The sequence below is a fragment of the Dietzia sp. DQ11-38-2 genome (genome assembly GCF_014145055.1).
GTDB lineage: Bacteria > Actinomycetota > Actinomycetes > Mycobacteriales > Mycobacteriaceae > Dietzia.
In genome coordinates, this window is the sequence record NZ_JAALDW010000471.1 from 1 (window position 1) to 1,039 (window position 1,039).

The 1,039-nt window shown below is 71.3% G+C and carries 1 protein-coding gene; it reads right to left on the reverse strand.

All coding sequences use genetic code 11. The features are described from left to right. A partial coding sequence (locus G6026_RS17575) for a polyketide synthase (RefSeq protein ID WP_241728109.1) occupies positions 1-1,039 on the reverse strand: 1,039 nt, incomplete at both ends.

Here is a 1,039-nt window from a genome sequence, read left to right on the forward strand (position 1 = left end):
GCGCCACGTCGTCCCGGCTGCCGTCGGCCTGACCGTCGGCAGCCTGTTCGTCGGCGGCCTGTTCGTCGGCGGCTGGTGTCCGCGCGGCACCGATCGGCGCGGGCTGGTACTCGGCCACCACGACGTGGGCGTTGGTGCCGCCGAACCCGAATCCGGAGACACCGGCCAACGCCCGACCGCTGTAGCGGGGCCACGGCCGACTCTCCGTGACGACGCTCAGCCGGGCGGCGTCGAAGTCGATGTACGGGTTGGGCCCGGCGAAGTTGAGGGTGGGCGGGAGCGAGTCGTGACCCATTCCGAGGATGATCTTGGCCAGGCCCGCCGCCCCGGCCGCCGACTCCATGTGACCGAAATTCGTCTTGGCCGAGCCCAGCAGGGTCGGCCGGTCGGCATCACGGCCGCGGCCGAGCACCTGTCCGATCGCGGTGGCCTCGATGGGGTCGCCGAGGATGGTGCCCGTGCCGTGGGCCTCGATGTAGTCGACCTCCCTGGGGTCCACGCCGGCGTCGGCGTAGGCCTGGCGCAGCACCGCGACCTGCGCGTCGGGGTTGGGGGCGGTCATCCCGTTGGAGCGGCCGTCGGAGTTGACCGCGGAACCCTTGATGACGGCGAGGACCACGTCCCCGTCCCGCTCGGCCTCGGACAGGCGCTTGAGGATGAACAGTCCCCCGCCCTCGGCGCGGCAGATGCCGTTGGCGTCGGAGGAGAAGGCCTTGATGCGGCCGTCGGGGCTGAGCGCGGCCCCGGTCTTGGCGAAGCCCATGGTGGCGGCGGGTGCCAGCATCATGTTGACGCCGCCGGCCACGGCCAGGTCGGACTCGTGCAGCCGCAGGGAGTTGACGGCCTCGTGGATCGCGACGAGCGAGGTGGAGCACGCGGTGTCGAGGGTCATCGACGGACCCCGGAAGTCGAACGTGTACGACACCCGGTTGGAGATGATCGAGTTGGAGGCGCCGGTGACCGCGTAGGGGGAGGCGGCGGCGGAGTCGGAGGTCAGGAACACCTGGTAGTCGCTGGACGACGAGCCGATGAACACGCC